28 protein-coding genes are annotated in these 26,137 nt (G+C 36.9%); 4 read left to right on the forward strand and 24 right to left on the reverse strand.

The features are described from left to right. Nucleotides 1-232 precede the first annotated feature (232 nt). Genes AC1VU3_RS05755 through AC1VU3_RS05795 form a run of 9 tightly spaced genes read right to left on the reverse strand, consistent with a single transcriptional unit; the run spans nucleotide 233 to nucleotide 8,721 of the window. Nucleotides 233-1,057, reverse strand: a complete 825-nt coding sequence (locus tag AC1VU3_RS05755; protein WP_482983007.1) for an SDR family oxidoreductase — start codon at nucleotides 1,055-1,057, stop codon at nucleotides 233-235. Further along, nucleotides 1,057-1,761, reverse strand: a complete 705-nt coding sequence (locus AC1VU3_RS05760) for an acylneuraminate cytidylyltransferase family protein (protein ID WP_482983008.1) — start codon at nucleotides 1,759-1,761, stop codon at nucleotides 1,057-1,059. The genes AC1VU3_RS05755 and AC1VU3_RS05760 overlap by 1 nt, the downstream gene beginning before the upstream one ends. Further along, entirely contained in the window at nucleotides 1,754-2,674 is a 921-nt protein-coding gene (locus tag AC1VU3_RS05765) for a Gfo/Idh/MocA family protein (RefSeq protein ID WP_482983009.1), read from the reverse strand. The genes AC1VU3_RS05760 and AC1VU3_RS05765 overlap by 8 nt, the downstream gene beginning before the upstream one ends. Further along, the gene (locus AC1VU3_RS05770) at nucleotides 2,661-3,737 is read right to left on the reverse strand and encodes a nucleotidyltransferase family protein (RefSeq protein WP_482983010.1); all 1,077 of its coding nucleotides are present in this window, start codon (nucleotides 3,735-3,737) and stop codon (nucleotides 2,661-2,663) included. The genes AC1VU3_RS05765 and AC1VU3_RS05770 overlap by 14 nt, the downstream gene beginning before the upstream one ends. A gap of 3 nt (nucleotides 3,738-3,740) precedes the next feature. Then, nucleotides 3,741-4,364: an acetyltransferase gene (locus AC1VU3_RS05775; RefSeq protein ID WP_482983011.1), complete on the reverse strand. Its 624-nt coding sequence runs from the start codon at nucleotides 4,362-4,364 to the stop codon at nucleotides 3,741-3,743. After that, nucleotides 4,357-5,436: an N-acetylneuraminate synthase gene (gene neuB, locus AC1VU3_RS05780; RefSeq protein ID WP_482983012.1), complete on the reverse strand. Its 1,080-nt coding sequence runs from the start codon at nucleotides 5,434-5,436 to the stop codon at nucleotides 4,357-4,359. The genes AC1VU3_RS05775 and neuB overlap by 8 nt, the downstream gene beginning before the upstream one ends. Further along, the gene (gene neuC, locus AC1VU3_RS05785; protein ID WP_482983013.1) at nucleotides 5,433-6,560 is read right to left on the reverse strand and encodes a UDP-N-acetylglucosamine 2-epimerase; all 1,128 of its coding nucleotides are present in this window, start codon (nucleotides 6,558-6,560) and stop codon (nucleotides 5,433-5,435) included. The genes neuB and neuC overlap by 4 nt, the downstream gene beginning before the upstream one ends. A gap of 5 nt (nucleotides 6,561-6,565) precedes the next feature. Continuing rightward, nucleotides 6,566-7,720, reverse strand: coding sequence for a LegC family aminotransferase (locus AC1VU3_RS05790; RefSeq protein ID WP_482983014.1), 1,155 nt, complete (start codon nucleotides 7,718-7,720; stop codon nucleotides 6,566-6,568). Then, a complete protein-coding gene (locus AC1VU3_RS05795) occupies nucleotides 7,717-8,721 on the reverse strand; it encodes an NAD-dependent 4,6-dehydratase LegB (protein WP_482983015.1) in 1,005 nt (334 codons plus the stop codon). The genes AC1VU3_RS05790 and AC1VU3_RS05795 overlap by 4 nt, the downstream gene beginning before the upstream one ends. Nucleotides 8,722-8,897: 176 nt before the next feature. Here AC1VU3_RS05795 and AC1VU3_RS05800 point away from each other — a divergent pair, with 176 nt between their 5' ends. Both AC1VU3_RS05800 and AC1VU3_RS05805 read left to right on the forward strand, forming a co-directional pair. Continuing rightward, nucleotides 8,898-11,777: an IPT/TIG domain-containing protein gene (locus tag AC1VU3_RS05800; protein WP_482983016.1), complete on the forward strand. Its 2,880-nt coding sequence runs from the start codon at nucleotides 8,898-8,900 to the stop codon at nucleotides 11,775-11,777. Nucleotides 11,778-12,047: 270 nt separating this feature from the next. After that, nucleotides 12,048-12,314 (forward strand): hypothetical protein, encoded by a 267-nt coding sequence (locus AC1VU3_RS05805; RefSeq protein ID WP_482983017.1) that lies wholly within the window; start codon nucleotides 12,048-12,050, stop codon nucleotides 12,312-12,314. 553 nt (nucleotides 12,315-12,867) lie between these two features. On the opposite strand, the gene AC1VU3_RS05810 is transcribed toward AC1VU3_RS05805, so the two are convergent. From AC1VU3_RS05810 to AC1VU3_RS05880, 15 genes are all read right to left on the reverse strand, one after another. Then, entirely contained in the window at nucleotides 12,868-14,550 is a 1,683-nt protein-coding gene (locus AC1VU3_RS05810; protein WP_482983018.1) for a motility associated factor glycosyltransferase family protein, read from the reverse strand. Nucleotide 14,551: 1 nt separating this feature from the next. Next, nucleotides 14,552-15,103 carry a hypothetical protein gene (locus tag AC1VU3_RS05815; RefSeq protein WP_482983019.1) on the reverse strand — a complete coding sequence of 184 codons (552 nt, stop codon included), beginning with the start codon at nucleotides 15,101-15,103 and terminating at the stop codon, nucleotides 14,552-14,554. A gap of 31 nt (nucleotides 15,104-15,134) precedes the next feature. Beyond that, a complete protein-coding gene (locus AC1VU3_RS05820) occupies nucleotides 15,135-15,947 on the reverse strand; it encodes a flagellin N-terminal helical domain-containing protein (protein WP_482983020.1) in 813 nt (270 codons plus the stop codon). Between the two features lie 178 nt (nucleotides 15,948-16,125). Then, entirely contained in the window at nucleotides 16,126-16,347 is a 222-nt protein-coding gene (csrA, locus tag AC1VU3_RS05825) for a carbon storage regulator CsrA (RefSeq protein WP_482983021.1), read from the reverse strand. A gap of 3 nt (nucleotides 16,348-16,350) precedes the next feature. Beyond that, nucleotides 16,351-16,800 carry a flagellar assembly protein FliW gene (gene fliW / locus AC1VU3_RS05830; protein WP_482983022.1) on the reverse strand — a complete coding sequence of 150 codons (450 nt, stop codon included), beginning with the start codon at nucleotides 16,798-16,800 and terminating at the stop codon, nucleotides 16,351-16,353. Between the two features lie 94 nt (nucleotides 16,801-16,894). Beyond that, the gene (locus tag AC1VU3_RS05835) at nucleotides 16,895-17,449 is read right to left on the reverse strand and encodes a DUF6470 family protein (RefSeq protein ID WP_482983023.1); all 555 of its coding nucleotides are present in this window, start codon (nucleotides 17,447-17,449) and stop codon (nucleotides 16,895-16,897) included. Between the two features lie 87 nt (nucleotides 17,450-17,536). Further along, on the reverse strand, nucleotides 17,537-18,439 hold the full coding sequence (gene flgL, locus AC1VU3_RS05840; protein ID WP_482983024.1) for a flagellar hook-associated protein FlgL: 903 nt from the start codon (nucleotides 18,437-18,439) through the stop codon (nucleotides 17,537-17,539). 16 nt (nucleotides 18,440-18,455) lie between these two features. Further along, nucleotides 18,456-19,997: a flagellar hook-associated protein FlgK gene (flgK, locus tag AC1VU3_RS05845; protein WP_482983025.1), complete on the reverse strand. Its 1,542-nt coding sequence runs from the start codon at nucleotides 19,995-19,997 to the stop codon at nucleotides 18,456-18,458. Nucleotides 19,998-20,009: 12 nt separating this feature from the next. Then, on the reverse strand, nucleotides 20,010-20,504 hold the full coding sequence (locus AC1VU3_RS05850; protein ID WP_480388852.1) for a flagellar protein FlgN: 495 nt from the start codon (nucleotides 20,502-20,504) through the stop codon (nucleotides 20,010-20,012). A 12-nt stretch (nucleotides 20,505-20,516) separates the two neighbouring features. Continuing rightward, nucleotides 20,517-20,777, reverse strand: a complete 261-nt coding sequence (flgM, locus tag AC1VU3_RS05855; protein WP_482983026.1) for a flagellar biosynthesis anti-sigma factor FlgM — start codon at nucleotides 20,775-20,777, stop codon at nucleotides 20,517-20,519. Nucleotides 20,778-20,858: 81 nt separating this feature from the next. Further along, complete coding sequence (locus AC1VU3_RS05860) at nucleotides 20,859-21,266, reverse strand: TIGR03826 family flagellar region protein (RefSeq protein WP_480388854.1); 408 nt, start codon at nucleotides 21,264-21,266, stop codon at nucleotides 20,859-20,861. Nucleotides 21,267-21,310: 44 nt separating this feature from the next. Further along, nucleotides 21,311-21,928, reverse strand: coding sequence for a ComF family protein (locus AC1VU3_RS05865; RefSeq protein ID WP_482983027.1), 618 nt, complete (start codon nucleotides 21,926-21,928; stop codon nucleotides 21,311-21,313). Further along, nucleotides 21,925-22,977 carry an ATP-dependent helicase ComFA gene (locus AC1VU3_RS05870; protein ID WP_482983028.1) on the reverse strand — a complete coding sequence of 351 codons (1,053 nt, stop codon included), beginning with the start codon at nucleotides 22,975-22,977 and terminating at the stop codon, nucleotides 21,925-21,927. The genes AC1VU3_RS05865 and AC1VU3_RS05870 overlap by 4 nt, the downstream gene beginning before the upstream one ends. Before the next feature lie 299 nt (nucleotides 22,978-23,276). After that, entirely contained in the window at nucleotides 23,277-24,122 is an 846-nt protein-coding gene (locus AC1VU3_RS05875; RefSeq protein WP_482983029.1) for a DegV family protein, read from the reverse strand. A 107-nt stretch (nucleotides 24,123-24,229) separates the two neighbouring features. Continuing rightward, the gene (locus AC1VU3_RS05880) at nucleotides 24,230-24,796 is read right to left on the reverse strand and encodes a nuclear transport factor 2 family protein (RefSeq protein ID WP_482983030.1); all 567 of its coding nucleotides are present in this window, start codon (nucleotides 24,794-24,796) and stop codon (nucleotides 24,230-24,232) included. 152 nt (nucleotides 24,797-24,948) lie between these two features. Here AC1VU3_RS05880 and AC1VU3_RS05885 point away from each other — a divergent pair, with 152 nt between their 5' ends. Together AC1VU3_RS05885 and AC1VU3_RS05890 are read left to right on the forward strand one after the other, a co-directional pair. After that, on the forward strand, nucleotides 24,949-25,863 hold the full coding sequence (locus AC1VU3_RS05885) for a nuclease-related domain-containing protein (RefSeq protein ID WP_482983031.1): 915 nt from the start codon (nucleotides 24,949-24,951) through the stop codon (nucleotides 25,861-25,863). 89 nt (nucleotides 25,864-25,952) lie between these two features. After that, the coding region (locus AC1VU3_RS05890) for a hypothetical protein (RefSeq protein WP_482983032.1) at nucleotides 25,953-26,137 on the forward strand (185 nt) is incomplete at its 3' end.

The following is a 26,137-nucleotide window of genomic DNA, read 5'->3' on the forward strand; positions in this document are numbered from 1 at the left end:
AAAAGAAGTTAAGATATAAGTGTTAGAACTTTATTACGTTAAATCACAAATTTGGTTTGGACTGAAGAGTTCAGAAAGCCGAATATCTACATCCTAAACTTTTGAAACTTTAATTTATTTTTTTAAAATAACAGCATTACAACTTTTCTGAATACTACTTTTAAAAATTTTTTATTTAAATTATTTTATCTTTACAATTAGAATAGAAAACGAAATACTTAATACTTTGGAATTACCAAGCATTTAAGCCTCCATCTACAATGATGTTCTGTCCAGTTACATAACTTGATGCATCAGATGCTAAATAAATAAGTGCACCTACCATTTCCTCAGGTTGTGACATCCGTCCCAATGGTATACGAGAGCTATATTTATCCTTGAAAGTATCGTTCTGTCCACTTTCTACCCCGCCAGGAGTAATCGCATTAACTCGAATACCTTCCTGCGCCCAATAGGTGGCAAGATATTTAGTCAGCCCTATAACTCCTGCTTTGGAAGCTGAATAAATAGCAGGAGAGTTAATTTGGCGTTCTAAGTAATACGAGCCTTCATATATTCGTTGATCTGGGGCCATTACACCATATATAGATGAAGTCTGTATAATAGAGCCACCTATTCCCTGTTCCCTCATAACTTTACCAACATGCTTGGCCACAAGAAACATTCCATCTAAGTTTGTTCCCATGATTTCTTTCCATTGATCAAGCTTGTAATCTTCAAAGTCAGCAAAAAAAGCATCTAAATCATTTGATTTTCCGGCAGCATTATTATGTAGGATATGAATTTTACCAAATTCGTTTTGAACTGATTCAACCATTTTCTTTACTGATGACTCAGATGCAACATCACATTCAAAAGCAATAGCTTTTACACCAAAACGTTCTGTAATAAATTTTGCAATATCTTTGGCTGCTTCCAAATTGATATCTACCACTGCAATGTTTGCTCCAGCATCTGCCAAACCTGAACAAAAGTGTCTACCTAATATACCAGCACCACCAGTTATAATAGCGTTTTTCCCATTCAACATAAACTTCTCAATATAAGATTGAGGCATTATATTTCCCCTCTTTTCATTGCCAAAAAAGAAACAAACTCAAAATCAAGTTCAGTATCAATATCTACTGATCGTTCCTCAGGCATTTCATACAACATAGTTTTTGACTGAAATACAGATGTTGAACTCAACAGAATTTCTCTTTTCCAAATATAAATAGAGGCATTCATATCATAACATTTAGGAGCTTCTTGTCTGCGTACAATTACTTTATCAAGCTTCTTAGACAAATCAGCATACCCTTCTTCGTTTACTTCAACCAGATTAAAGTATGGGCTCTTTCTAGATGGTGTACCTGTAATTAAATTTTCTACATCTAAGTTATCTTCAAATAATTGAACTGATTGTATAATATCCTCTACTATTCTTAATGGTGCTGTAGCATCCAAATCTACAATAACTTCAAATTGTTTACCCATTCTCTTTTCCACGGTTAATAAACAATGCTGAATCACCGGTATTTTTGCAGCTTGATCAGTTGCAAGTTCAACGGGCCTTTCAACCAATATATCGGCACCAAATTGCTTAGCGATTGCTAATATTTCATCACTATCACTGCTCACCGCTATCGTATCAAACAAACCACTTTTTTTTGCCTGTTCAATGCTGTGTGCAATTAAAGGTTTCCCTACTAATAATTTTATATTTTTATTCTTTACACCCTTTGAGCCACCTCTTGCACAAATAGTACAAATTCTACTCATTCGACACCCACACTTTCTCTTTTGAAGCTTGCTGAGCTTTCTCAATCATTTTAATAACACGTAAACCATTTTTATAGTTGCATAAAAACTTCTCTTCATCATTTAAAATAGCTAAATGCTGTTTTTTATAAGTATCATTTTTTTCGATATTAAATTGAATTAATTCTTCATTTATTTGCAAAGTATTCTGAATGAAGTCAGCTTTATATGTAAATTTATCTGTGTTTATTATCAACATTCGTTGCACTATATGGTCCAAGTAATTCATGTGAAGCGTAATCTGTGATACTTGTTTGGTATGATAAATTAGAGAAAAATGATCATCAGAATCGATTTCTAGATGACTTAACTTGCCACCCAGGGATGTCATTTCCTCCCATTCACCAAAAAGGAAATGTAGATAATCAAGTTCATGACTTAAGTCCCGAAGAACCCCCCCGCCCTTTGATACGCTAGCAGAATATGATTCTGTATAATCGGTGCCAGGTCTCCAAGATGGCAAGTATTGACCAACATAGCATAACACTGATATGATATTTGAATTTTTTAATTCATTAAAAAGTGTTTGCACCAATGGGTGAAAACGTATATTATAGCCAACATACAACTTAGCAAAATCTAAATCAATATTTATAAGATTCGGAAACAGCGGTTTTTCTACTAGTATTTTTTGTGTATACCCGAAATTCCTTAGTTGATTTATTGTCATTTCATGCTCGCTAGTCTCATTAGCTATCACTATATAACTTGGTTTCTCTATTAGCAAAGCTTCATTAAGATTGTTGTAAAAACAATCGTAATCTATCTTTCTCCGAGAGACCACTGCTACATGATGCCCTAGTTCTTTCAATACCTTAGTATGCCTTTTACCAATTGACCCGTAACCAATAACAAGACATTTATATTTCTTCATTTTTTAGCCTACCATATTGAAAACTTTTACTGTAATCCATGTTTGCCTTCTCATAATCATCTAAACGACCTATATCGAGCCAGTATTCTCTCAATGGAAATGCCGATACTTTGTTTTGTTCATTCATCAGCTTTTTTAATAGCTCTGGCATATCATAAAAATCTCCATTAGGGATATATTCCAATGCAACAGGATTTAATACATAGATACCTGCATTCACAAAGCTTTTGTGTATTGGCTTTTCTACAATTGATTGCAACTGATGATTGTCCGTCTCAATAACTCCATATGGAATCTGATACTCATATTCACGTACACACATTGTTGCAGTCGCATTTGTTTCTTTATGAAAATTTAAAAGCTGTTCAAAATTAATCTTAGTCAACAAATCTCCATTCATCACGAAGAAAGGCTGAGTTGGTTTTTCAGATAATAAAGAAAGAGCGCCCGCTGTACCTAATCTTTTTGATTCCTCAATGTACTCGATATTTACACCTAGATGGGTTCCATCTTGAAAATAATCAATAATCATTTCTTTTTTATAGTTAACTGAAAAGACAAAATTCGTAAAACCATGGGCTTTAAAACTTTCAATTATCGTTTCTACAATTGGTTTATTTCCTACATGTAACATTGGTTTAGGGATTGAATCTGTTAGCGGACGAAGCCTTGTACCGAGCCCTCCAACCATCAAAACTACTTTATTAGCTTTATTTGAAATCAATTCCAAATCATCAGAAAATACTATATATTTTAGTAGATTGTTATTTGAAACTAGCGGCAATTGCTTTAGTTTTCTTTCCCGCATTCTTTTTTTATAATAAAATGAATTGTTCCCTTCTCTTTCACAAATTGGAGAAGTATTCATCACTTCACTTATTGCGGCGTCCAGTGGGAGACCTTTTAATATCCCACGCCGAATATCACCGTCAGTTACCGTCCCCAGCAAAATCATATTCCTGTCGACAACAGCTGCAAATTGCATAGTAGTCGCATCAATTATTTTCATCGCTTCTAGTATTGTTGTTTGAGGTTTTATGAGAACGTCTTTCCAACTTTTCATTTTTTACACTTCCTTTGCTGGAACTCCATAGGCAATTTTCTTATCCCCGATATTTTTTATAACGACTGACCCTGCTCCCACTATGGTTTCATTTCCTATGTTAATCCCTTGAATAATTGAGGAGCCTACACCGATTAGAGAACCTTCACCGATTATAACTCCACCAGATAAGGTTGAATTAGGAGCTATATGGACATGCTTTCCAATTTCAACGTCATGTTCAACAATAGAACCTGTATTAATGATTGTGTTGCTTCCAATAATCGCATTTGTTTGGACAATTGCCCCCGCCATAATTTGAATCCCTTGTCCTATTTGTACTGAGGGAGAAATAATAGCAGTCGAGTGTATGACATTTGCAAATACATATCCTTTTGAACTAAATCTTTCAAAAATTGATTTGCGTAATGGAGAGATATTAATCAAACCTAACCCTAAAACAAGTTCCACCATTTCAGAGGGATAGTTAACAATAACATCATCTGTACCTAAGTAAGGTAAATTGAAAAAGGACTTACTTTCTTGAGGTGCAGTATAACCAATTATTTTTCTTTGCTGAGCCATTAATATTTCTGCCAAAACACTTGCATGACCACCATCACCAATAATTATTATTTGTTTATTCATCGATTAGCTCATCTACTTCATAAGATTTCTTCGCAACTTTTCCAATTAACGTCCAGTACTTTGAAGGAGGCATCCCATTACCAGGGCGTTTAATTGCTAGATGGCTTTCTGTAAATATTTCACCCTCAGCTATCTTTACCTTCGCTACAATACTCTTCCTAGCTGCTTGGCGATTTTCATATTCAATGGAGGTCGGTATTTTCTCTCCTGTGCCAAGGGATTTTTCAATCGCTCTAACCCCTGCAACCATTTCTTTTAAATCTGTTGGTTCCAAGGAAGCTAAATGATCTGGTCCCGGCAAACTTTGATCTAACGTAAAATGTTTCTCAATTACCTCTGCTCCAAGAGCTACTGCCGCAATCGGAACTGTAATACCCTGGGAATGATCAGAAAAGCCAATTGGCAAGTGTAACTCCCTTTTCATCTTAATCATTGCATTTAAATTGATTGTTTCGAAAGGGGCAGGATATTCAGTTGTACAATGCAGAACAGTTACATATTCTTTCAATATTAATTTTGCTTCTAGAGTTTGATAGAATTCCCTAACCTGATCGATATCCACCTTCTGCTCTGGAAAAGTTAAACCGTAGGCTATGTATGACAATGCTTCATGAATATCTTCCATTGTCGTCATTCCCGTTGACAGAATCATTGGCTTCTTCTTTGTAGCAATATAATGAATAAAAGGACTATTCGTTACTTCACCGGAAGGTATTTTAAACTTGCTCATTCCAATATCATTCAATAAAAAATCGACACTTTCCATATCAAAAGGCGTCGACAAAAATTCAATCTGATGAGCATCACAATATAATTTAAGTTCCACAAATTCCTTGTAAGATAACTCTAGCTTTTTCAACATCTCAAATTGGGAAGTAGCTTCACCTAAATTATTCACTTGATAATTAGCTTGTTTTGCAGAATGGGTTACTAAGTTTTCAGCTTTGAATGTTTGAAACTTTACTGCATCAGCGCCAGCTATCTTTGCAACATCTACTAATTGTTTTGCCATTTCAAATGAACCATTATGATTAACACCGGCTTCGGCAATAATATATGTTTGATTGCTCATAAGTCATAAAACTCCTTTCGCTTAAGCTCAGAAGGTAAGGTTTTTATTTGCTTGATAATCTTTTTAGATACATTTCCATCTCCAAATATCTGATCATAAGGACCTTGATATTTCTGGGCAGTTTCTATCGCTTCCAAAATGGAAAGCTTGTCCATAGAGGTATGTATAACTGAAGATGGACATTCTCTACCCGATTGGCGACTGCCACAATTTACAGTTGGAGTATGCAAGTAAGGTACCTCAATAAGTCCACTAGATGAGTTACCAATAACAAGCCTTGCGTGTTTAACAGCACTTAAGTATCGCAGTTGTCCCAGTGACTCGAAAAGAAAAGCATTTGTATTTTTTAAAACAAATTGCTCAATTGCATCATTGATTGTCCTCCCACCGTTATCCGCATTTGCTTTTGTGAAAATAAGCTGTACATGTGAGTATCGTTCTAAAGCAGCTAGAAGTTGATAGATCCCATTTGTATCACCATTTGTTTCAGGGTGATAGGTAATTAAAAAGTAAGGAATACTGGAGTCGAGCTCTAGTTCAGCACATAATTCTGCTTTGGATAGTAACGGTATTTTTAAAATACTTTCTATTCCAAGAGCCCCAACATTCCAAACATGTTCAGGTTGTTCTCCAAGTTGGATGACCCGCTTACGGTGTGTTTCTGTACTGACAAAATGCCAGCTTGCCATTTTCGTAATAGAATGACGAATGGCGTCATCGTATGCCCCGAAAGTTAATTCCCCTCCATGCAAATGAACAATCGGCATTTGCATGATCAGTGCTGTTTGCGCAGCCGCCAGCATTTCAAATCGATCACCAAGAATAATAAGGCTATCAGGATTTAATCGTTGGAATGAGTCAGCAAACCCAATGGTTGCTAGTCCCATTGATTTTGTCACACCTATCTTTGTATCTGACGATAAAAGCATTTCCACCTTTTCATCAATCCTAAATCCATCTTCTTCAATTTGTTTATATGTTAAGCCAAATTCTGGTGATAAATGCATTCCTGTTGCAACTATTTGTAATTCCAACTCTTCATCCTGTTGAATTTCCTTCATAAGCCAGTAGAGCAGCCCGTATTCAGCTCTCGTTCCGGTAACAACACATATTTTTCGACGCAATTATTTCACTTCACTTCCAAAGGTGTACTCGGGATATTAATCAATGAATTTTTCAATCGTTTCGTTACAGTTAAGTCAGCTTTTGGCATTTGTTGAAATTGGACTAACTCATCCATCGGTGTCCATATCGGTCGGGACATGACACCATTTTCATTTAAATATTCCAAGATAACATCACGGTTTAAAGTTTCTTCTAATATTAAAGATTGTAACCAATAGTTTCCTTTTGCGTGAATTGGTTCTTTAAATAGGGTTACACCATCTAAACTCTTAATAAAATCCTCATAAACCAGGGTTAATTGTCTCTTTTGTTCAATAAATGCTGGCATTTTTTGTAGCTGCGCACAACCTATCGCTGCATTAATGTTTGGCATTCTATAATTATAGCCAATTTCATCATGCTCATATGCCCAGCGATGCGGCACCTTCGCCGTTGTCGTTAAATGTTTCGCATAATCGGCTAATTGATCATTATTTGTTAAGATAGCACCACCGCCACCTGTAGTCAGTATCTTATTTCCATTAAAGCTGATCGCACTGACACTTCCAAATCCACCTGTATGTTTTCCTTTATAATAGGAACCTAGTGACTCAGCAGCATCTTCTACAAGCACCAAATTATATCGCTCACATAACTCAATTAAAGGATCTAAGTCTACAGGATGTCCGAATGTATGCATTGGTACAACAGCCCGTATTATTCGCCCGGATTGTTTATTGAAAAGTTGTCCATTTTTCATTACACCAATTTCTTTGATATGTTCTTCTAGCTTTATCGGGTCTAAACCTAATGTTTCCTTACTTACATCAACAAAATGCGGAATTGCCTGTAAATACGATGCTACATTTGCTGTCGCAACAAAAGTCAAGGCTGGCATAAATACCTCATCATTTGGTTTTACACCCGCTATCTTCAATGCAATGTGCAGAGCTGCCGTACCGTTCACTACCGCAACGGCTCGCTTCACTCCTGTATACTCAGCTAGTTCCTTTTCTAAACGGTCTACGTACTTACCGACCGAAGAAACCCATCCTGACTTAATACAATCAGTTACGTATTCAATCTCTTTCTCATTAAATGTCGGTTCATGAAGTGGAATAAACTCTTTTTTATACAGTTCTTTTATGGCGTTAACAAATGTACCCCAGTGCTGGTTCATATATTATACACATCCGTTTTGTAAGAGGCTAAATTCTTTGCATCTGTAAACCATTTCACTGTTTCCTCTAAGCCTCTTCGTAAGCCAGATTTCCCACCGTAGTTAGGTTCCCATCCAAGTATCTCTTTTGCTTTTTGATTATCTGCCCACAAACGTTCAACTTCGCTTTTGTCAGGACGAATACGTTGCTCATCTGTTTCAATACTCAATTTGACCCCCATAATATCTGCAATCATTTCTGCTGTTTCCCCTATGGAAATCTCGTAATTTGATCCTATATTAATAACTTCTCCGTTCGACTTGTCGCTATTCATAATAGAGATAAAACCATTAACAGTATCTTTAACAAAATTAAAATCCCGTGTAGGGCTTACTGCACCAAGCTTGATACTTGTCTTTCCGGCTGCTAGCTGACTAATAATTGTTGGTATAACAGCACGTGCAGATTGACGAGGACCATATGTATTGAATGGTCGAATGATGGAAACCGGCGTATCAAATGATTTATGAAAGGATAATGCCATCTGGTCTGCCCCAATCTTAGAAGCAGAGTACGGAGATTGGCCCTGAAGAGGATGATTTTCATCAATAGGTACATATTGGGCAGTTCCATATACTTCACTCGTAGATGTATGTACAACTTTTTCAATATTTAACTCACGAGCTGCCTGAACTACATTTAATGTTCCTTTTATATTCGTATCCACATACGTATCTGGAGAATGATAAGAATATGGAATTGCAATTAAAGCTGCTAGATTTAGTACATGCGTACATCCTTTCATTGCTTCCTTAACACCGTGTGGATCACGAATATCTCCAGAAAATATATCTAAGTTCCTTTTTATCTCATTTGAAGAGTGGTCGAGCCATCCCCACGAATTAAACGAATTATAGTAAACAAAAGCACGTACATCGTACCCCTGTTGTATAAGCTCTTCAGTAAGATGGGAGCCAATGAAACCATCTGCCCCCGTTACTAATACCTTTTTATTTGTCACCTTAACTTCTACCTCCTATTACTATTGATGTGAAATTAATTATCTTTTATTATATCTTTTTGAAAATTCAGTTCTAATTACCCTATTTAACTCCATGATATAAAATACCTAAACATTCAGTTTTTCCTGTCGATAAAAGAAAGGAAATATACTTTAAATAGGAAGGAATGAAATACATGAAGTTCTTAAAAAGTTTAAAAGTATTTTTAATCGCTATCCTTATTATCGGCATAGCTACTCCACTTTCAACAGAAGCAGCAACTGTGAAAAGTGGCGATTTAATGAAAATTAATAAGACAGTCAGCACAGACACCCTTGTAAAAGGGGAAATTGCTGAGGTAACACTAACTGTAAAGGGGACTCCACAAGATTCTACATTTGTGAAACCAAATGACGTTATCTTAATTATAGATAAGTCCGGAAGCATGCAATCAGATAATAGACTTAATGCAGCCAAACAAGCTGCGAAAGAGTTTATCGATTTGATGGATTTAACGACGCATGAACTTGGAATAGTTGACTTCAGTGATCGTGCATCTTCTTTTCCATTATCTACTGACAAAGATGCTGCGAAAACGTATGTTGATACCATTCAACTTGGTGGAGGCACAAATACAAGTGATGCAATCAGAACAGCTACAACAATGCTAGCAAATAAACGTTCTGAAGCACAACCGACCATCGTTATTATGACGGATGGAGAAGCCAACAATTCAACTGATGCTTTAGCTGCTGCGAAAGCTGCGAAGGATGCTGGTATCACATTCTATTCAATTGCTTTACTAGGACCAAACGAAAATCCTGATACTAGCGCACCTAACAAATTACTAAAAGAAATGGCATCTTCCTACGATCACCATCATTTCGTATTAGGTTCAGTAGGACTTTCTGATGTCTACAGAGCAATTGTAGAAGAAATTGGTCTTGCAAGTGCTTATAATGTAACAATCACTGATACAATTTCTCCTGAGTTTGAATTGGTTCCGGGCTCATATGATCATCATATCCCTAGACCTACCGTAAATGGTAACACAATCTCATGGTTTATCTCAGAATTAAAAACAGACGAGCTAAGCTTTACTTACCAAATTCGAGCAAAAGATAGCGCTACTGCAGGTAAATATACCTTAGCACAAACATCTTCAACCTTTGAAATCGGAGATGGTTCTACTTACTCCTTAAACACAACAAATCCAATTGTTGAAATTAAAAATCACGCACCAATTATTACAAGTATCGAAGAAGATAAAGGTCTTACAACAGGTGGAGAAACTGTTACGATAACTGGACAAAACTTCTTACCTGGTGTGAAAGTATATTTCGGAGCAACTTTAGGAACTGTTGTATCAGCTACTGATAGTGAGATTGTTGTTACTACTCCTGTTGGTAAACAAGGAGCAGTAGAGGTAAAAGTTGAAAATCCAGATCGTCAATCTGCAATTGGCAGCTTTAGTTATTATGCAGAACCAACAATTACCTCTATTTCTCCTAATGAAGGGCCTATAGAAGGTGGTACTAGCGTAATTGTTACTGGTACAAATTATCTAAAAGGTGCAGTTGTATACTTTAATGGTATTCAAGCTGAAACTACTTTTGTTAATACAGGCGTGATACGGGCAACCGCACCTCTTGCCGAAAAAAGTGGTTTAGTTACTATAAAAGTCGTAAACCCTGATAATACTAACGTAGAATTAAATGATGCTTATAATTACCTTGTCCCACCACCACCACCTGAGGTGGAGCTATTATCTTTATCAACAACCAGCGGACAGCTTATTGGTGGAGATTCTATAATACTAACTGGCAAAAATTTCGAACAAGGTATAAAAGCTTATTTTGGTGATACAGAAGCTATTGTTTCTGCTTATATATCAACGACTTCCATACGGGTTACCGTTCCTGAAGGAGTAATTCCAGGCCTTGTATCTGTAAAAGTAGTTAATCCAAGTAATTCAACAGCTGAACTTTCAAATGCTTATGAATATTTAACACCACCACCAAAGCCTGCAGTTGAATTAGAACGTTTATCTGCCCCTTCAGGTGAGATGGCTGGTAAAAACTCTATTATTGTATATGGTAAAAATTTCGAAAAAGGAATTAAAATCTATTTCGCAGACCAGGAGGCAATTGGCACTACTTTCCTAAGCTCTACTAGTGTTCGAGTGACCGTCCCAGAGGCTCTTACCCCTGGATTTGTAACAATTAAAGCAGAAAATCCTGATGGTGCTACAGCCGAGTTAATAAACGGTTATGAGTACCTGGCACCACCACCGATGCCTGTTCCAGAAATAACATCATTGTCTGAAAATTCTATTCTTACTGGTACAACAAAACAAATTATTATTTATGGAAAAAACTTATCTCCATCTTCAAAAGTCTTTTTCGGGAACCAAGAATCACCATCAGTAACTTATTTATCAACTACTAAGTTACGTGCATCAGTTCCCATAAGTTTAACATCTGGAATCGTTGATGTTAAAGTAGCAAATGATGAAGGTAAATTCGGATTACTTTCAAATGGATTCACTTATACAGAACCAGTGTTAGATCCATCACCAATTATAACCGTTCTTTCAAATTCAACGGGCTCATTCCAAGGAAATGAAACAATCACTATATTCGGGAATAATTTCCAAAAATACGCAAAAGTATATTTTGGTAACAAGTTAGCACGTGTTGTTTCGGTTACTGATACGGAAATAGTAGTTATTACACCAGCAGTTGAGGTTAAAGGCCTTACCCCTGTAAAAGTGGTTAATCCAGATAATCAAGAATACACATTACAAGATGGCTATTTATACGAAGGTATTAAGCCAACTATCACAAGTTTGTCACCCAATAACGGTGCCTCAAAGGGTGGTTATGCTGTCTTAATCTATGGAAGTAATTTTACAGCTAAAAGCATGAAAGTAACTGTTGGTGGTAAGGAAGTAGCTTACACTTATTTTAATACAGGTAGAATTAGAATAATTATTCCAGCCGGAACTCCAGGGATAGTAGATATTACTGTGGATGTTGATGGCGAATCAGCTACAACACAGTTTACGTATAACTAAATGATATACAAAAATGCCTCCTTGATGATAGTAAATACTACTTCAGGGGGCATTTTCAGAAAAAAGCTGTATCTAAATTCACTAACCTATAAGGTGTATTATTACGCTAAGTATAAGTACACGTGTGTATTGCAAAATAAAAGTGCAGACTAGTGCAAAGAATTTGTACAGAGTCCTGCACTTTTTTTGGTGCATAAAAAAAGACTTGCCAGCCACCACAAGTCCCTCTACTGTTTTAGTTGTCGAATCTAAACGGGGAGGTAAGAAAGGATGCTAGCAATGTATGAAGTTATTTGTATAAAAACATTACGGAATGAAAAAGAGTTATCCATTTCTGAAATAGCCAAAACATTGAAAGTGAATTGGCGTACAGCAAAAAAATATGGAGATGGCGATCAGTTGCCACAAGAAAAAACTCATAAAAAAAAGATGATGTACGAGGAGGGATGGGGAGAGATCGTGATTGAATGGCTCGAAGAAGATTCGAAGCTAAAGAAAAAACTACATCGTACAAAAAGAAAATACACGATGATTTAGGAAAAATGGGATTCATAGGATTAGCACTGGAATTCCGTACAATCAGACTTTTCTTGATTGCACGGTCATATGTATTTGATTGTCTGCTTGAAGCAAGGTAAAGCGATTGTACAAAGACCATAGAAGAAACTCAATAAGGACTGTTGAGAGGAAAGCCACGATGAGACCTTAACTTGTGTGATTAAGGTAGCCCGCGTTTTGAGTTGATCCGCTACTTCATCTTCACCATAGCCAGTGATTAATTGTTTTTTTGACTAAGAAACGTCCATTTGGACTAATACAAAAAAACGCTAATCTAATGGATAGCATTAGCTGGCGATTGAAATATGAATCGTTTGCGGTAATCTTATCAATAGAAGTAACTACATTTTGATTAGTTCTTGGTCGATTTTAACTTATCAGAAATTGATTGGATTTTTTTGCATTTTAAAGGTGAAAAAAATCCAATCAAAAAAACAGGCTCACAGTATTTGTTACGAGATCTTGAGTTGTTTGATGAATAACTAGGATTAATATTGTATGAGTACCTCGATTGTAATCATATATATACTATTTATCTTTTCAATCTTTTATCTTTCAATAATCCTTCACTAAAACTAAAAATTATCGAATAAAATCTCTCAAGTTCTTTAATTATTTCCAAATAATCTTTACTCATATAACTCTTTTTATTATCCATTAATTTAAATGTATTCGTAATTCTTTTAAACAAAAAGGTGAGATACGATAATAAAACATTATCTAGTACCTTATTTGCTGTTATTTTTCTATACTCTTTTAATATTTTTTCCATATCTTTTGATGTAGCTACCCCCATTTTTAAGAACTTATTCAAATTAGTCAGTGCAACTTTCACTTCTTGTTTTAATGAGTGCAATTCTTGAACAAACTCCTTAAAGAATATTTCGGTATCAATATGCGGCAGAACTCTATCATCTATTGGAATAACTATCTGTTTCTTTTTACTTGGCGCAATCTTATTCTCTTTAATTAAGCTAACACCTTCAATTTTAGCACCCTTTTCAGAAAGGTTGTAAAGCTTTAAATCCTTTCTTAAAGTTTTAATGATATATTCAAATGTCTCCAAAAATATTTTTAGTGATTGTGTCGTACCTACCTGATTTCCTTGATTGTCCTCTACAGTAAGCTCTTCTCTTACATTTTTCGAACCCTCATGTTGCTTAATACCTTCTGCATAATAATTACCATCTATAAGTGCCAAGTCTTGGCCAACAAAGTATACTTCCGAAAAACCTAAATAATTTATTACTTGTAATGTAAAAACCGCAACACTAGGTGATGCTTTTTCAAAACTAAATAAATTTGGAAACACTGGAGAGGTAACATGATCTGCAGTTGACTTGACAGCGATTAATTGCCCTTTATGATTGCTTTGAATTTGTGAATTCGAAATTGTTTCATATATAAGTGCCCCATTATAATCCAACCCTCTAAAATGGGTTTCATAGTTAACTGTTGATGAATCTATACTTAAAGTATAATCAGGCTCAATATTGTTTGCTAGTAATGCACGCAACGAGGGACCTAGTGCAAATAGATGAAATCCCTCCTGATTAGCTTTAATAAAATCCATATGAGTATTTAGTGACGGACCAGAAGCGATTAGTAATGCTCGTTCTCCTTTAAACTTTCCTTGTAATTCTTTTAAACTTATCGAATTTACGATAGAATCTTTATTTGAAATCGGTTCTAATATCCAATCTATCGCAAACTTCATTTCCGTATTATTTATTACTTGCTTAGTCTCAATACCTTCATTAATTACTTGCAAAATTTCTCTGATTTTTAATTCATTTAATTTCATATAGTTAGGATGGAATTGAATTGTAACCCCTACCCCTATTAACTTTGTTAAAAAATCTGCAAATAAAATAGAAGTTAAATTATCTGCATAGACAAAAGATATTTTTTTTGTAGTCGAAAGTATTTTTTTATGGACTTCAGAAAGTTCTATTTCACTAAAAGGTTCTATAAAAAGAAAGTGTATATTTTGTTTATATATTTCATTATCAACCAGTTTTTCTAACAATTTTCCATTACCAAATCCAATAAAGATAACAAAAGTTTTTTTGGTGTCTGTTAACTTCTTTAAAAATCTGTCTATTTCTTTGTCAGGAGAATACAATGAATTCAATGGTATTTTTTTGTTATCCGTTTCGTAAATATAAACTTTTTCGTTAGAATTTGTCAGATCAGTACTAATTTTATATACCATTCTACATTACCTCATTTGTCTCTTCTAAAATTCGGTTTAAAATTGGTAGTAATTCATATTCTAAAATATCCAAAATGTATTCGTCATTTCCCACTTCTGCTTGTTCGAAGGTTTTTTTAGTAATATTATTAATCTGTTGTTGCGGAACCATTTCTTTTTGTAAAAAATTTTCCACTGCTGAGAACTCTATTAGCGCCTCAACTACTTGTATAAAATTGTTTAACACAGAAGAAAAATTTTCAGATTCACGAGTACCTTCTATGTATTGTTCAACTTTTAGTATATAATTATGTAACTCTTCTTTAAATCCTCTTAACAATATAGAGGTACTTATTGCTTTTAACTTAATCTCTTTAGAATTCCTTAAAATTAGTACTGATAGTTCTTGTTGTGCCATTGGCTCATCATTATCATTTACAATAATCAACTTTTTTTTATTCAAATAACTCTTAAGATGCTCTGCAACTATTTCAGGCATTGTCTCTTCGGTCACCAGATTACCATTTACATATATCATAATATTATCTCTCCAATCTAAAAAATAGATAGCCATTGATGGCTACCTATTTTCAGTAGTTTATTTATTAACGAAGTAATTGAAGAACACCTTGTGGTTGTTGGTTAGCTTGTGCAAGCATAGCTTGAGAAGCTTGTGTTAGGATATTATTTTTTGTGAATTCCATCATTTCCTTCGCCATGTCAACATCACGAACACGTGATTCTGCAGCAGTTAGGTTTTCAGAAGATGTTCCTAAATTATTGATTGTGTGTTCAAGGCGATTTTGAATCGCTCCTAAGTTTGCTCTTTGTGCAGAAACCATACTAATAGCTCCATCAATTGTTTTAATTGCAGCAGTTGAAGCTGCATGGTCTGTTAATGCGACACCATCGACTCCTAGAGTGACGGTAGACATCTCATTAATTACCACTGAAATTGATTGACCTGAGTTAGCTCCAACTTGTAGTTTTAGGTCAGTAATATCGCCATTTAATAGTTTTTGTGTATTAAATTCTGTTGTTTCAGCAATACGATCAATTTCTTTTATTAGTTCGTCTACTTCTAATTGGACAGCAGCACGATCTTCTGCAGTATTTGTGTCGTTAGAACCCTGAACAGCTAATTCACGCATACGTTGAAGAATTGAATGTGTTTCGTTTAATGCACCTTCAGCTGTTTGAAGTAAAGAGATACCATCTTGTGCATTTTTAGAAGCCATGTCAAGTCCGCGAACTTGTGCACGCATTTTTTCAGAAATTGCTAATCCAGCAGCGTCATCACCAGCACGGTTAATACGAAGACCTGAAGATAATTTTTCGATGCTTTTAGAAGCAGCAGAGTTGTTTGTAGTTAATTGACGGTGCGTGTTAAGCGCAGCAATGTTGTGATTGATTCTCATAATAGTATTTCCTCCTTGAGTGTGTGTTTGGTTCACATCCATGTGAACCAGTTTTTTGTTTGTTAACAACTTTCAGGAATCGGCCGGTATTCCTTACTTGCTGCTTACAATAATATTATCGGATTTCCTATTAGTATGTTTAGCTTTTTTTAAAACTTTTAATTCTTTTTTTAAACTTTTAATTCTTTTTTGAAAGTTTATCAAAAAGATCATGATTCAGTTTATTGGCCTCTGTATTTGTTTCAGAAATGGTAAGAATAAGTTCACCACGTAAAATTTCCATCGACTTAGGTGCTTCAATTCCTATCCTAACCGTGTCGCCTTTCACTTCTAATACTCTAATTTCGATTTCCTCATCAATTTTTATAGTTTCATTTACTTTTCGTGATAACACAAGCATTGGTCACGCCTCCTCTTTTGTTAGAGATGGTTGTGAACCAATTACATGGCGTACAGAAAATCTATTATCATTTATAATCATTTGTTTCGCTTTTTTATTTGCAGCATGGAATACAATGGGTGCCTGTAAATTTATTGTTGAAGCTTCTAAAGGGTCTTTTAATGATAAAACCCCTAAAATGAATATATCATTTACATGATTTATATCCAGTAATTCTATTGTTGGTTCATCAATATCAAAAGAATAGTCTTCCACTAAAATATATGGATTTGCAACTATCAGTGCAATTTCACTAGCATTGATAGATTGGAGCACTTGAAGTACCGTGTTGCCTTCAATTGGTAGTAAAACAAATTCTTTTTCATCTTCAAAACCTGGAATCCCTTTTGGAAAATGCCAAAGTTGTTCAGAATTAAGCTGAATTTCACCAAAAAACTTTGTTTGGATGTGCATAGAATCGACTCCTTTATTATGTGTCTATCTTTAAACTATTCTATCATTTATAAAAAGACTTGTATTTAAACAAGTCTTTTATCTAAGTATTTACTTACCATTTAATATCAATATGAATGGAAGGCCATTGTTCCATCTCACCAGTCACTTTGCCAGGCGTATAATGATGGACTGGTTTTTGAACTGTAACTTCATTAACAGGTTTTTGTGGTTCCACATTGATATCAAGCGTTCCTGGTTGGATGGACATTTGAAGCTTCATCGGATTTGGAATAAATTTGATTCCCAATGATTTCATAGGGCGACTTCCATTCTCAATCGCTTGTTGCTTGATAGCATTATTTCCATTGGTAATATCCATTAGTTCTCTACCTTGTTTTGCTCGTCGTGCTATTCCTTCCATCCCACCTTGGATACCTTGTTGAGCAAATTCCTCTGTTCGTTTAAAAACACTTTTTAAATCCAAATCTGCTCGTACTTCTGTTGTATCAATAGAAAGCTCAGGCTTTGTCGTTGAGATTTCCAAAATGGCAGCAGGTTGTTGTTGTGAAAGAATGGCACGTGGTTGTTCTATTTCTTGTGTTCCTGGTGTAGATCTAAGACCTAGAATACCGCGTACAGTAGTAATTTGTAGTTGTGGGATATTCAATCATGTCACCTTCTAAAGAAAGACGTTTGGATTAAAATCCAAACGCCTTTTAAATTTTTTACTTTATATGAATAATTACCTCGAAACTTATCGAAGAAAATCTACAAGTGTTTGTTGAATAATTCGAGAACCTACTGATAATCCTGCACTATGAATAGATTCTTGGGTAATTAATTCTGTTATAGCCTTCTCGTATTCCACATCTTCATTATTGGAAAGTTGCTTTTGGATAATGACGTTTTGAGATGATAACCTATCGGTAACCATTTCAACTCGATTCATACGAGCACCTATCTGTGAACGTTCAGTCAATACTCTATTTATATTATTGTCTACCTCGGTAAGCATGCTGCTAATTTGCGTTCCGGTAGAGCCATTTGTAAGCAAATCGCTTAAATCATTCAACATGCTATTCATGCTTTGGAATGCATCAGCACCAGTAGAATTAACTTCTAGTTTTACCCCATCATTTACCTCAATGCTTACTTTCTCATTGACACCAGTTGCTATTAAAAATCCATCAGCATTATAGTCTGGTGCTGTTCCATTACTATTGTATAAAGGACTCAATGTCTTTGTTCCAGAAAAAATATGTTTATCGCCAACCTTTGTGTTAGACACATCCAAAATTTGCAATTTTAATTGTTCAATTTCTTGTGCTATTTTAGATCGATCGTCTGGTGTCTTTGAATCATTTGCAGCGTCAACAATTAATTCTCTCACTCGATGTAATGCAGATCCTACTTTATCTAACGCATCATCAGTTGAATCAAGCCAGTTATTTGCCTCATCCAAATTACGTTCATACTGCTCAATTTTATTTAGACTAGTTCGATAACCTATTCCTTTAATAGCCACAACTGGATCTTGTGAGGGTCTTGTAATCTTTTTACCGGTATTTAATTGATCTTGCAAAACTCCCATTTTGGAATAACTACTCGATAAATTTCGAAGCATATTATTCGAAAGCATAGATTGGGTTACTCGCATGAAATATCCCTCCTAATTATAGACCTACTCTACCCATACCATTAATTATTTTATCTAGAGTTTCATCTACTACAGTAATCATCCTAGCAGATGCATTATATGCTTGCTGAAACATAATCATATTCGTCATTTCTTCATCTAAGGAAACTGAACTTACAGATGCCCTGTTGTTCTCTATAGTAAGTTGTTTATTAGCTGTTGTTTTTTGCAAGCGGGCTGCCTGTTCCCCATCCACCCCAATTCTTCCTATAAGGGATTCATAAAATGTTTGAACAGATGCACCATTTATTAATGGAACAGATTTAACATCAGCTAATTTTAAGCTGTTTAAACCGTTTCCTTCTTGATTAATTAAAGTTGAAGCTGCAAGTAGATTTTCATTATCTCTGATATCCTGACGCACTTCCATATCCCCTGCACCTGTGCCTTGGAAGAAAAGTTGCCCATCTATACTTGGGATTATATTGTTTGGGTCTGTATTATCCGCTAATGTGAATCCTTCTGCATGTACTCTATTAAATTCATTCATAAAAGAGCTTGCCATACTATCAATATCACTTATTAAGCCCGGAAAATATCCAATGGCATTAGTTGACCCTGGTGTTGTATATCCATAAGAGCCGATAAGAGAAGCAAGTTTTCCTTCATTCTTATTAAAATCGGTAAATAATAAACTATCTCCCGCTGTCGCTGGAGCACCATTAAAGGTAAGCTGAGTGAATGGATCATTCGTTATATTTGTCATCGTAATATTATGAACTAACTCCGTTGATTCTTTTCCTTCCACCAGCTTAACTGTTGAGCCATCACTTTTCTTAATGCTCACAGTGACAGTTCCTTCTGCTATCGCCAGTGAATTACCACCAGTTTTTTCATAACTAATTTCAATCGGAAAATATTCGGATAGTTCGTCCAGTAAGTTGTCTCTTTCATCATATAAATCATTTGGCATATAACCATTTGGCTCTATTTTTTGTATATTTTCATTAATAGAAGCAATTTGTTTTAATAAAGAATTAATATCTTTTGTAGAAATATCAATTTCATTTTTTAAGTTTCCTTGGATATCGGTAAGCTGTTTATGAATATAATTAAAGGAATCAGCCACCGCAATACCTCGTTCAATCACAACTCTTCTAGTTCCTGCATTTTCTGGTCTTCCACTTAAGTCACCCAAAGAGCTCCAAAATAAATCCAAAGATTCATTTAATCCAAAATCTGATGGTTCTGACAATACATCTTCTACTTGCGTAATAACTTCTGACCTGGCATTCCAATACCCTAACGCATTAGATTCCTGTCTATATTGACGATCAATAAATTGATCACGTATACGCTGGATTGAATGAGCCTCTACTCCTGTTCCTATAAAACCTGGTACTTTTCCAGCATTTAAACCTATACCGGGAAACGGTAGAGTGGGCTGCATGTTTACTTTTTGTCTAGAATAGCCTAAGGTGTTAGCATTGGAAATGTTATGTCCAGTAGTATATAGTGCTGTTTGTTGAGTAAACATACCTCGCTTACTAGTTTCTAGTCCCATAAATGTCGATCGCATGGGTTATCCTCCTTAAGCTTGTGAATCGAAATAGGATTTATCCTTTGAAGGACTTTTTACTTCGTTTCTCGAGTAATTTATTTGGTCTGGCTTAGGTCGTAGCAAATCTAAAGTCATATTGACAAACTGTAATGATTGGAATAACAGCTTTTGATTCAGTTCGTTTTGCTGCTTTAATGTCTCTACTGTTAATAGCAGCTTATTTCTTGCGGCCTTTAGTGAACCTTGTTCTTCCTTTGTGCTGGTATGCTCCAGTACATGAGCAACGGTTGGGCTATCAATCGGAGCAATTCCTTTTGCTCGAAGGTAATCCGTTACCTCGATTTGACGCTGTTGCTCAAGCTGAGAAATCCCAGCTACATGTGCCTGCTCGTCCTTGAGCAGCTGGTTCAGGCTGTCCATGTCCCCCACTTTAATGGCTTCTGTTTTTTTATATGCAATCTCTAGCAAGCTTTTATGAAGCATATCTAATTTATCAAGGGCCAACAAAATATTGTTTATGGACATGGTGATTCTCCTTTATAGCTTATAATAGTTTAAAATATTCGCAGCGAGCTGCTTTGGGTCTACCTGATACGTACCTGCATCAATTTGCGCTTTTAAGGAAGCCACACGCTCAGCCTGTTCCACCTCTATCGGAGATTTTGTTTGCATGCTTTTGGCTGCGGATGAAATCTCCAGCTGGTCTGCTGCTGGCTTGATTGTGCTATTCACCTTTTCTGCTTGCTGCTGACGTTTATACGGATTGACTTGATTAACTCCCAGATTCGTAATCTTCATAACAAACCTCTCCCTTTCGTTCTAATTATCTATCGTATATTTCGGCACTGTTTTTCAATAGTTTAGAGATTACCTCTAATTTCATCTTTGGTCTTTATGATAGGCCCCTTCTTGCTGGTTTACTTTTTCTCTAAATTCCTTCGCAGCTTCATATTGACGAAGATTCGACTTTAGCTCCTCCGTACAATTCACACAAAGCTTGCCTATATTGATTAGCTTACCACAATTATCGCATGGATAACCAAGGTTAGGGAACATAGCTGGCTGCAGTCTTCCCTTGCGCACCCATTTATGTAGAAGCTTTTCTTCTACTCCCGTCACCTCTACAATTCTCTCTACTGTTGCTGCACGATTTTCACGCTTACGCAAAAAGCGATACACCGTTTCATATTGTTTTTCTTCATTCATTGCACAAGGATTACATACCTCACGAAGCCCTGTATAATTAAAAAATTCACCGCATGAAGAACAATTTTTCAGCTCACCCATGATGCTTACCTCCCGATACTGTTCATATAACTTATATCGGCAGATTATCCTTTGATTAAAGTAAGCGCATAGACCTTTCTCGCTCCAGCTTCCTTTAGTGCTTTTGCAGCATGATGTAAGGTTGCCCCAGTAGTATAAATATCATCAAAGAGCAGATAGTCTTTGCTTTCTACTTTCCCAGTCGCTTGAAACAAAGGCGCTGCATGCAACCGCTCACTTCTCGATTTTCGTCCCTGCTCCCCTGCTTCTAGCTTACCTAATAAAGACTGATAGTCTATCCCATCTAGCAGCAACTCTATATGGGAAAACGTTCGGATTCTCTGCTTATCTGGATGCATTGGTATGGGGACTAGCACACTCTGAATTTTGCCGAGCCTGTCCTTCAATTCACCTGTGAAAACAGTATGCAGAGCAGCATCTTGTAAAAACTTATATTGGTGTAGATACTCCTTCATCGGCTCGTTATACGTGTAAATTGCAGCTGTTGAATCCAAGGCCCCCTCGTACCTAGTTCCCTTGAAATCCTGAAAATCTATTTGCCCTTCAAACCGTTTAAATTTCTCCATACAACGATTGCAAGCTCTTGCTTCGTGCTCTAAAAAGAACAATCTTCGCCAGGTCGGCTTCGGATCAAACCTTCCTTGGCATAACAAACAAATCATTCCTTATTCCACCCTTCTATAGAGTGCTTGGCCTCGTCCATCGCAAGCGTGATGCCATGATGAAAAAACACAATCTCTCCTTTTGGAAAACGGTGAGATCGTCCGACTCGACCACTAATTTGAATCAAGGCACTAGCAGTGAAAATGTCTTGCTCTGCACCTACTACCGCTACGTGTAAGTTTTCGATAGTGATTCCCCTTTCTAGAATGGTCGTCGTAAGCAACCCTGGCAGCTCTTTTGCCCGAAGCTTCAGCACAAGCTCTTTTCGATCGGGATGCTCCGCATAGACGCGTGGAAGATTGCCCGGGAAATTTTCGAGCATTTCAATAGTAGGAAGGAAGATTAGAAATGGGATCTGCTTCTTCTGTTTTTCGTCTATCCATTGCTGTAATGGATACGGTATTTTTCCTTTCTTTAGCTGTCTGGCATAGCCCCATAACCCAACAAATTTGGGGACGGGCAACGGAAAGCCATGAAATCGTTTGGATAAAAAGGAATGATTGGTCGTTTGAAGTGTTTTGGTAGGAGTGGCTGTTACATAGTGGATAGCGGTAGAAGGCTTTGCAGCTTTTTGAACCGCTGACTGAAGGGTTTGATCGGCATAGTAAGGAAAGGCATCTGCCTCGTCCACGAAAATGACGTCAAAGGCAGCTTCAAATCGATATAGCTGATGAGTGGTAGCAAGGACGAGCTCTGCAAAGCCGTCCTGCTCCGGAGCTCCCCCATATAGTGCATGTATCGTCGTTTTAGGGAAAACTTGTTGAAAGCGTGGGAATAATTCAAGAATCACATCTGTTCTCGGCGCAGCGACGCATACTCGCTTGCCAGCCTGTAGAGCAGCGAAAATAGACGGAAATAAAAGCTCCGTCTTTCCTGCCCCACATACAGCGTGCAATAGATGAGATTCATTTCGCTTCACGCTGGTTAGCAATTCATCGCTAGCCTTTTGTTGAAGGGGGGTAAGGCTCCCTTCCCAGTTGAACACATGGGCGTTCGCGCCGCGAGCATGCTCCTTGCTCCAAAGGAGTAATTCGGTGCAGCTGCTCACCCGCCCCATCCTTATGCAATTGCGACAATAGGTACAGGTTTGATTACAGCGAAAACAGGGAAAGGGATAAAAGTGATTGGGATTAGTAGTTAGACATCGGTTACAAACTTGCTTCTTTAATTCCCAAAGTAAAAAAGATATTGAGAAGGTACCGATGCCAGGTTTGAGGGTTATGTGGCCGCTGGCAATGTGGGCATCGATGACTTCGCGAGGAAATGGTGTATGATCACGAAGCCAGATTCGGCCGGTAAGGAATTGTTGCAGGTGTTCGTTCATGGACATCATCCTAACGTTTTGGGCTAGTCAACAATCGTCCAACCTAGTCCCATCGAGCCTTCGCCTAGATGTGTTCCGATAACTGGGCCAAAGTAGCTGATGATAAACTCTACGTTCGGCATAGTCGCAGCTAGCTCGTCTCTCCATGCGATTGCATTGTCCTCATTGTTTGCATGGATGATGGTCGCTTGTACTTTTTTGAAGTTGTTTGCGTCCTCTTGTAGCATGTCTGCTATGCGCTTCATCGCTTTTTTGCGAGTACGAACCTTTTCAAATGGCACGATGACTTTATTTTCAAAGTGAAGAATCGGCTTGACCTGTAGCATAGATCCTATGACACGTTCAATTCCTGTTAGTCTGCCTCCACGGTGAAGGTGATCCAGGCTGTCTACCATGAAATAAGCACGCGTTTTCTTTTTCATATTGTTTAGCTCTTCTAGGATGCTTTCAGCAGATTCTCCTGCTTGCGCCATTTCCGCTGCACGGATGACATAGAATCCTTGAACCATACAAGATACTTCTGTATCAAACGTATAGACGTCTACATTGTCTACCATTTCTCCTGCTTGTGCTGCTCCAGCTAGCGTTCCACTGATTCCACTCGATAGGTGGATGGAGATGACCGCGTCGTATTCTTTCGAAAGCTCTTCATACATACTCACAAAATCTCCTAATGCAGGCTGTGAGGTTTTAGGTAAGGCATGTTCGTTTCGAATCTTTTCATAAAACTCACTTGCATTAATATCTACCTCTTCGCGGTGTGTCTCGTTTCCAATTACCACACTAAGCGACACCATACGTATATTCAATCTTTCTCGTAGGTCTAAAGGTATATAAGCCGTACTATCAGTTACTACTACCGTTTTCATGTAAAAAATCACACTCCTACCTAACAGTTTACTTAATTTTGAATGGAAAAGAAAGTATAAAAAGACCCCAAACATGATATTTATCATATATGCTGGGGTGACGCTTATTATTCAGCTGTTTCTCCTATATAATATACACTTGTTACCACCCATTTATCCTCTTCTTTTACGAAAACAGTTACCTGACGACCCTTGCGATCTAGGTTTGTGCCAGATTCCGGCTGACTTAGAGAGATATCTAGGTTGGAATAAACTTGTGCTTCATTTTTATCATACTTGATGATTGTTATATCGCTAGCAGTCCGCACCGTGTCGTATTCTTCGAAGGTCTGTGCGACTACTTCTTTTTCATTTGCATAATCAAAGCCTTCTGGATTTTTGGAGATTACCTCTAAGTAGCTAGCGAGGTCCTCTTTATTGAAAGCTTCGATATATTGATTGAAAGATTGAAGGATTGCTTCTTTTTCATTTTCCGGGATATTCGTTGCTTCTTCAATATTACCGCCAGCCATCTCAAAGCCTATATCCGATTTATCCTTCGCCCCATGGTCCGTTACCGTTTGAGCATTCGTTGGTGCATTGTCATTTGCCGACCCTGCATTTTGTGTTTCTTCTTTATCACTACAAGCAGCTAGTAATAAGGATATCGCTGCAATTATAAGAATTTTTTTCATTGTCTAAATCCCTCCTGCTGTTCGTATTTTGTCATAGTTAGGACGAAAACTCAATAAGTATGTTCCGGCAATGCGGATAATGAAATATTCTGATGATTGGAGTATGATAAAAGGAGAGATTTGACACCCACTAAAAAGCAAGGAGATGGAAAATGAGTTTATTAAAGAGGTTATCTTTAGAGAATGAAAAGTATACTTGGATTGAGGAAGACTTAAGGAAAAGAGAGTCTGGTATTCGAGGCGAGGAACGACTTTTAAAGAAATTAAATGAGCTTCGCCTGGAGAATGGCTTTCGAGTAATCCCGAATGTAGAGCTCCGAATGGAAAATTGGGTCATACAGATAGATTGCCTAGTTCTGACAGACCGCTGCTGTATTGTGCTTGAATCGAAGAATGTGAGCGGCGACTTGTATTTTAAGGAAAAAATCGAAGAGTTCTATAGAATTGTGGATGAGGAAGAAATCAATTACCCAAACCCCTATTTCCAATTAATGAAGCATCTCCGTTTTATGAAAGAGTTGATGAGAAAGGATTTCCCCTCTTTAAAAATAACCGGCGCAGTAGTCATCACTTCTAAAAATAGCCGCATCCGCGAAAAACCCTCTTTTTATCCAATTTTCAAGCTCGAAGCGATCGTTGAAAAGATCCATTCCATTTATGAGAATTCCCCAGCCAATCAACTATCTACCAAACAACTTGATAAAATAGAAAAGCTTCTCCTTAAGAATCAAGCTCCCTATAAGCAACCCCCTCTTTGTGAATACTACCGAATACTTCCGAGCGAGCTGAAACCTGGAGTAGAATGTCCCGGATGCGGAGTTCTAGGAATGAAGCGAATCGGGAAAACGTGGAGCTGCCAATCGTGTGGGGTTACTAGTAGAAATGCGCATGAGAAGACGGTGGAGGATTATTTTCATCTAATTAAACCCCAAGTAACGAATAAAGAATTTCGACAGTTTGCTAGAATAGAATCTCGGCACGTAGCCAATCGTTTATTACAAAACATGAATCTAAAAATGTATAAGGTTGGTCCGCACACTTACTACACAAAAGATAGCACCCGCTAGATAGGATTCCTTAGACATACCAAGGTGTTTTTGACCTTCGCGCGATAGCGCTTGGTTTTCGAGCAATAGACTGCTAGTTTCGCGCAGTAGTGGCTCACTTTCGAGCAGTAGACCAGCTTTATCGAGCGGTAGCCCTTAGGATTTTGATCTTCCGCGCGAAAGCACTTTGTTTTCGAGCAATAGACTACCAGTTTCGAGCAGTAGCGGCTCATTTTCGAGCAGTAGACCCTCTTTACCGAGCGGTAACCCGAAGTGTCTTTGTCTTCCGCGCGAA

Source organism: Psychrobacillus sp. Z16_25, from assembly GCF_056856695.1.

Excerpts from the sequence above, each read along its gene's own strand:
- AC1VU3_RS05815 (WP_482983019.1), bottom strand. The coding sequence starts at position 15,103 with ATGGCTATCTATTTTTTAGATTGGAGAGATAATATTATGATATATGTA.
- flgK (WP_482983025.1), bottom strand. The coding sequence starts at position 19,997 with ATGCGATCGACATTTATGGGACTAGAAACTAGTAAGCGAGGTATGTTT.
- flgL (WP_482983024.1), bottom strand. The coding sequence starts at position 18,439 with ATGCGAGTAACCCAATCTATGCTTTCGAATAATATGCTTCGAAATTTA.
- AC1VU3_RS05805 (WP_482983017.1), top strand. The coding sequence starts at position 12,048 with ATGCTAGCAATGTATGAAGTTATTTGTATAAAAACATTACGGAATGAA.
- AC1VU3_RS05760 (WP_482983008.1), bottom strand. The coding sequence starts at position 1,761 with ATGAGTAGAATTTGTACTATTTGTGCAAGAGGTGGCTCAAAGGGTGTA.
- fliW (WP_482983022.1), bottom strand. The coding sequence starts at position 16,800 with ATGCACATCCAAACAAAGTTTTTTGGTGAAATTCAGCTTAATTCTGAA.
- AC1VU3_RS05885 (WP_482983031.1), top strand. The coding sequence starts at position 24,949 with ATGAGTTTATTAAAGAGGTTATCTTTAGAGAATGAAAAGTATACTTGG.
- flgM (WP_482983026.1), bottom strand. The coding sequence starts at position 20,777 with ATGAAGATTACGAATCTGGGAGTTAATCAAGTCAATCCGTATAAACGT.
- AC1VU3_RS05865 (WP_482983027.1), bottom strand. The coding sequence starts at position 21,928 with ATGATTTGTTTGTTATGCCAAGGAAGGTTTGATCCGAAGCCGACCTGG.
- AC1VU3_RS05820 (WP_482983020.1), bottom strand. The coding sequence starts at position 15,947 with ATGAGAATCAATCACAACATTGCTGCGCTTAACACGCACCGTCAATTA.
- csrA (WP_482983021.1), bottom strand. The coding sequence starts at position 16,347 with ATGCTTGTGTTATCACGAAAAGTAAATGAAACTATAAAAATTGATGAG.
- AC1VU3_RS05800 (WP_482983016.1), top strand. The coding sequence starts at position 8,898 with ATGAAGTTCTTAAAAAGTTTAAAAGTATTTTTAATCGCTATCCTTATT.
- AC1VU3_RS05765 (WP_482983009.1), bottom strand. The coding sequence starts at position 2,674 with ATGAAGAAATATAAATGTCTTGTTATTGGTTACGGGTCAATTGGTAAA.
- AC1VU3_RS05775 (WP_482983011.1), bottom strand. The coding sequence starts at position 4,364 with ATGAATAAACAAATAATAATTATTGGTGATGGTGGTCATGCAAGTGTT.
- AC1VU3_RS05860 (WP_480388854.1), bottom strand. The coding sequence starts at position 21,266 with ATGGGTGAGCTGAAAAATTGTTCTTCATGCGGTGAATTTTTTAATTAT.
- AC1VU3_RS05755 (WP_482983007.1), bottom strand. The coding sequence starts at position 1,057 with ATGCCTCAATCTTATATTGAGAAGTTTATGTTGAATGGGAAAAACGCT.
- AC1VU3_RS05880 (WP_482983030.1), bottom strand. The coding sequence starts at position 24,796 with ATGAAAAAAATTCTTATAATTGCAGCGATATCCTTATTACTAGCTGCT.
- AC1VU3_RS05875 (WP_482983029.1), bottom strand. The coding sequence starts at position 24,122 with ATGAAAACGGTAGTAGTAACTGATAGTACGGCTTATATACCTTTAGAC.
- AC1VU3_RS05770 (WP_482983010.1), bottom strand. The coding sequence starts at position 3,737 with ATGAAAAGTTGGAAAGACGTTCTCATAAAACCTCAAACAACAATACTA.
- AC1VU3_RS05790 (WP_482983014.1), bottom strand. The coding sequence starts at position 7,720 with ATGAACCAGCACTGGGGTACATTTGTTAACGCCATAAAAGAACTGTAT.
- AC1VU3_RS05850 (WP_480388852.1), bottom strand. The coding sequence starts at position 20,504 with ATGTCCATAAACAATATTTTGTTGGCCCTTGATAAATTAGATATGCTT.
- neuB (WP_482983012.1), bottom strand. The coding sequence starts at position 5,436 with ATGAGCAATCAAACATATATTATTGCCGAAGCCGGTGTTAATCATAAT.
- AC1VU3_RS05810 (WP_482983018.1), bottom strand. The coding sequence starts at position 14,550 with ATGGTATATAAAATTAGTACTGATCTGACAAATTCTAACGAAAAAGTT.